We start from the raw sequence: 3,641 nt of genomic DNA, 5'->3' as shown, positions 1-3,641 counted from the left end.
GGCGAGGAATTCCTTCTCGCCGAGCCAGGCGACGAGTTGGCGCAGGGCGGAGGCGCCCTTGGCGTAGGAGATGCCGTCGAAGTTGAGTGTTGGTTTGGTGGCAGTGGTGGTGAGGGACAGTTGCTCGTGGTGTTGTTGTTGCTGGTCAGTGGCTGTTTTTGGGTGCGGGGCTACTGTCGCGAGGGTGAGAGATCAGGGTGGGAAGTGCTGTCATGGGGTGCTATTGCATGACGGTTGATGCTGTCTCAGTTTCTGAGTTCCTACCTGGGGCATCTCGCTGGGGGGTACGTCCGCTGCTGCGTTCCGCCCGTCAATCTGCGCTGGGGCGGGTTCCGTCCTGCGGGTGCGTGTCCTTCTCCCGAGGTGGGGCGTTGTTCAGCGCACTGGATGCTCATGTGACTACCTGCCGATGGCATGAGCGGTATGGCGTCGCGGCCGAGCATCTGGCGGCCCAGCGCGGACGGCGCCCGGGCCTGCCCTCCGCTGAGCCCGGGCACCCGCCCCCGGCACGACGCCTGTGAGGACCCCCTATGCCCGCATCCCGCCCCCGCCGCCTGGTCAGGCTCGGCGCGCTCGCCGCGCTGTCCACGGGCGCTGCCCTGGCCGCGGCCCCGCACGCTGTGGCCGACACCAATACCGGCACCACCAAGTCCACGATGCTGTGCAACGTGGTCCTGCTCTCACCCGGCTCGACGTCGGACGGTTGCTCGAATGTGCAGGTCATCGGCCAGAACATGGCCAAGAAGGGCACCTTGAACCACGCGCTGGTCGACTACGCCAAGGTCGAGACCGTCACCGCCCTGCTGCCCTGAACACTCGCGCCCGCAGCCAACCGCGCGACAGCCCACCTTGACGCCCGGGCCCCGTCCTCCCGGGCGCTTCGTTCCCCACGCCCTGCCGGAAAGGCCCCCGTATGCCCGTCCCACGGCGCATCGCCGCCACCGCCCTGCTGAGCGCCACCGTCCTCGCCCTGCCCGCCGCCGGCACCGCCACGGCGGACACGAACAAGAGCGAGCAGACCTCCGCTCTCAGCGGCCCCCTTGCTCCCGTCCTGTCCCCGGCCGGTGCCCGCTTTGACAGCGGCCAGGCCAACGGCCAGGTCATGGACAAGGCCAACGCCAGCAACTGGTCCCTCATCGACTACGTCGGCACCCGCCGAAAAGACGGCGACTACGACACTCCTCTGCTGGCCCTCATCCCAGCGTCGGCCCGTCGTATGTGAAAGCTCGCCCCGGCCGCCCACGGCAGGGGATACAACCGCGTCCTCGACACCGCCTTCGCCGCCCAGGCACTACGCGCCACCCTCACCCGCTGCCAGCCGTACAGCACGAACGGCCACCAACAACCACTCGAATCCATCTAAGCCTCCAGGGCCCGCGTGCGCCCCCGGGTGCTCAGCGTGGGCGGCGGGTGATCGCGGTGACGGATCGGGCTTCGTGCAGGGCCGTACGCAGGTGGTGGTTGTCGGTGCTGAGGTGCTGGATGGCGGCGATGGCGAGTTCGAGCTGCTGGGCGAGATCGCGTTTCTCCCGGCGGAGCCGGGCATTGTCGGTCTTGAGCGTGGTGAACGTCTTGGCGCCCGCCGGGCCGGCGGTGGCCGCTCGGGGCTGGGTGAGCTCGGCGCAGATATCGGGGGTGGTTGCGGCGGAAGGTGGTGTTGGCCAGGCCGAGCCGGTGGCCAGGGCCAGCACGCTGGGAGTTCGGCCGGTCTCGGCGGTGAGGGCGTCTTGGCTGTGTCCGCCGCTGCGCCGCCGGCGGGCAAGGCGAAGGCCCCGGGCTGACGTCCGGGGCCTCGGCCCCGCCCGGCTACCGTTCATGCCCACTGCACGCCGAGTTGCCGCAGCGCGTTGTCCAGGAGCGGTGTTCCTGATCAGCGCCTGGTGGTTGCACCTGGACTTATCAGTTTGCTGTCCGGGGTGCGGTCGGGTGGCGCGGTCTTTTGTCCGGGACGCGGGTGTGGGTGGTGGTCTTGAAGGGTGAGGTCTGGTCTGCGGTGATGTGAGATAGAGGGCTGGTGATCAAGTCATGTCACTTGAAGTGATCGGTGATCAGGTTCGGTGATTGCTGGTACGGGGTGCGGCTGCTTGCAGGCACAGCAACCGCCGCCGCGACGCCGCGCCTCGACCGGCCCGCGGCGGCGGCCGGACTCGGTCGCCGCACCCACAGCCGTGCCGCCAGCCGGTCCGGCCGACTACCGTGTCGGGGCATGCCTTGAGGACCAGCAGGGAGCTCATGGCATGGCAGCCGTCGGCCGATTGGCGTGAGCTGAGCGGCGATCAACGTCACGCTTACCTGGAGCAGCACGGCATGCATGGCGACCGCATACCGGTTGACTGGGAGAGCTTGGATCGTGACCAGCGAACGCAATACCGGCAGTGGCGCGACCGCATCCTCTCTGACACTCCCGAGGAGCGGGCGGCCAAAGAGCTTGAACATCGCAGGAAGCTACGGGGCTGGCAGGCGGCAATGGGTTGGTTCGCCTTCTGCCTGCTCGCAGGTCTGTGGATCGTATGGGGCACAAACTCAGTCGGCGACAGCGTGGGGGCACGCGTCGGGATGACGATCTTTGCGATCGTCGGGTACACGGTCACGTTCGCCATACCCGGCTGGATCGCGAAGCCCACCAAGCCGCGGGACTGACCAGCCGGTCGCGGGGCCGTAGTTATGGCAAGGGCGGCAGGACCTCGTAGCGGAAAGACACGCTCGCATCGAACCCGGTTGCGCCGAAGCGGTGATATTCGCCGTCGCTGGCCAGCATCACCAGCGCATCCGCCCGCGTGTGGACGTCTTGCTTGCGAACTTCCCAGGTGATCTCCACGTCGCCACCCTCATGGTTGGAGTAGCGGCGGCCCTCCGGTGTCTGCAGGAACCAGGTCAAGGTGCGGTTCTGAGGGTCGACCGCTCGGCAGGTGAAGGTGACGACGTCGCCAGGTCGCAGCGTTGTGGCGGTTTGCACCGCCAGCATGTGCGGCTGGACGGTCATGGCCGTCTCACTGCTGTTGCCGAGGCTGTCCCTCACCAACTCGATGCGGGGGAAGTAGTTGTCGGCGGGGTCCTTGCCGCTCATGTGTATGGTCACTCGGTTCCTGATCTCTCCGGCAATGGCGCTCAGCAGCTCCTCCTCGAAGGGGAGCAGTTCGCGGCTGTGGGCGACAGCGTTGCGCAGGGCTCCGAAGCGGGCAAGGAGGACGCTGATCTCCTTCTTCTCGCCCATGGCCTCCTTGAAGAGCTCCCAGTACCTGTCGATGAGCCGGGTGAGCTGCGTGAACTCGGTGTACTCGATGAGGTTCGACGGAACGGTGGCCGCGCCGCGCTTGGTGCGGCGCTTCTCTTCCTCTGTGCGCTTCTCGCTGAGCTTCGTCACCGTCTCGGCATCGAAGACCTGGTGGATCCAACTGGCGCCGAATTTGGCGTTTAGCACATGCGTGAGGAGCTGCCGCAAGGATCGTTCACAGCTGGCCAGCGCCACCGGCGGCTGCATCAGGGGCATTCGGGTTTCCTCCCAGGGGACGCAAGGGTCCCGCCTCCCGGACGGGGGATCGGGAGGCGGGGCAGCTGTTGGGGCGGCATTGGCATGCGCGAACGAGTCGGCCTGCTGCACGGTGACTTCCGTGCCGAATCACGCCCCGAAGGGGGCTTCC

The 3,641-nt window shown here is 67.5% G+C and carries 6 protein-coding genes; 4 read left to right on the top strand and 2 right to left on the bottom strand.

Annotated elements, in window-relative coordinates; translation table 11 throughout:
- The 3 genes from AB0K09_RS31270 to AB0K09_RS31260 form a co-directional block, all read left to right on the top strand.
- The coding region (locus tag AB0K09_RS31270) for a hypothetical protein (RefSeq protein ID WP_366068774.1) at window positions 1-231 on the top strand (231 nt) is incomplete at its 5' end.
- 299 nt (window positions 232-530) lie between these two features.
- Window positions 531-812 (top strand): hypothetical protein, encoded by a 282-nt coding sequence (locus AB0K09_RS31265; protein WP_366068772.1) that lies wholly within the window; start codon window positions 531-533, stop codon window positions 810-812.
- Window positions 813-913: 101 nt separating this feature from the next.
- Window positions 914-1,222 carry a hypothetical protein gene (locus AB0K09_RS31260; RefSeq protein WP_366068771.1) on the top strand — a complete coding sequence of 103 codons (309 nt, stop codon included), beginning with the start codon at window positions 914-916 and terminating at the stop codon, window positions 1,220-1,222.
- A gap of 172 nt (window positions 1,223-1,394) precedes the next feature.
- Here AB0K09_RS31260 and AB0K09_RS31255 read toward each other — a convergent pair whose 3' ends face one another.
- Window positions 1,395-1,691 (bottom strand): hypothetical protein, encoded by a 297-nt coding sequence (locus tag AB0K09_RS31255; protein WP_366068770.1) that lies wholly within the window; start codon window positions 1,689-1,691, stop codon window positions 1,395-1,397.
- Between the two features lie 541 nt (window positions 1,692-2,232).
- On the opposite strand from AB0K09_RS31255, the gene AB0K09_RS31250 reads away from it, so the two are divergent.
- Window positions 2,233-2,640 carry a hypothetical protein gene (locus tag AB0K09_RS31250; RefSeq protein ID WP_366068769.1) on the top strand — a complete coding sequence of 136 codons (408 nt, stop codon included), beginning with the start codon at window positions 2,233-2,235 and terminating at the stop codon, window positions 2,638-2,640.
- Between the two features lie 22 nt (window positions 2,641-2,662).
- On the opposite strand, the gene AB0K09_RS31245 is transcribed toward AB0K09_RS31250, so the two are convergent.
- Window positions 2,663-3,490, bottom strand: a complete 828-nt coding sequence (locus tag AB0K09_RS31245) for a hypothetical protein (protein WP_366068768.1) — start codon at window positions 3,488-3,490, stop codon at window positions 2,663-2,665.
- Between the last annotated feature and the right edge of the window lie 151 nt (window positions 3,491-3,641).

Origin of the sequence: Streptomyces sp. NPDC049577, from assembly GCF_040675635.1 — a bacterium.
Classification (GTDB): Bacteria; Actinomycetota; Actinomycetes; order Streptomycetales; family Streptomycetaceae; genus Streptomyces.
This window is presented reverse-complemented; position numbering and strand designations above follow the sequence as displayed.

What these genes read in the sequence shown, in the direction of transcription:
- AB0K09_RS31250 (WP_366068769.1), top strand. Translation starts at nt 2,233, where the DNA reads ATGGCATGGCAGCCGTCGGCCGATTGGCGTGAGCTGAGCGGCGATCAA.
- AB0K09_RS31265 (WP_366068772.1), top strand. Translation starts at nt 531, where the DNA reads ATGCCCGCATCCCGCCCCCGCCGCCTGGTCAGGCTCGGCGCGCTCGCC.
- AB0K09_RS31260 (WP_366068771.1), top strand. Translation starts at nt 914, where the DNA reads ATGCCCGTCCCACGGCGCATCGCCGCCACCGCCCTGCTGAGCGCCACC.
- AB0K09_RS31245 (WP_366068768.1), bottom strand. Translation starts at nt 3,490, where the DNA reads ATGCCCCTGATGCAGCCGCCGGTGGCGCTGGCCAGCTGTGAACGATCC.